Below are 248 nucleotides of genomic sequence, written 5' to 3'. Positions count from 1 at the left end.
GCCTTCGCCACTGGTGTTCCTCCATATCTCTACGCATTTCACCGCTACACATGGAATTCCACTTTCCTCTTCTGCACTCAAGTCTCCCAGTTTCCAATGACCCTCCACGGTTGAGCCGTGGGCTTTCACATCAGACTTAAGAAACCACCTGCGCGCGCTTTACGCCCAATAATTCCGGATAACGCTTGCCACCTACGTATTACCGCGGCTGCTGGCACGTAGTTAGCCGTGGCTTTCTGGTTAGGTAC

Annotated in this window: 1 rRNA gene; it reads right to left on the bottom strand. The window is 52.8% G+C overall.

Going from position 1 to position 248, the window contains the following annotated elements:
• Window positions 1–248 (bottom strand): 16S ribosomal RNA (locus SB658_RS26290); the annotation flags it as partial.

Source organism: Bacillus sp. SIMBA_008 (genome assembly GCF_046535495.1).
In the GTDB taxonomy this organism is placed as follows: Bacteria; Bacillota; Bacilli; order Bacillales; family Bacillaceae; genus Bacillus; species Bacillus subtilis.
The sequence above is the reverse complement of the archived record's forward strand: the minus strand, read 5'-3'. Positions and strand labels throughout refer to the sequence as shown.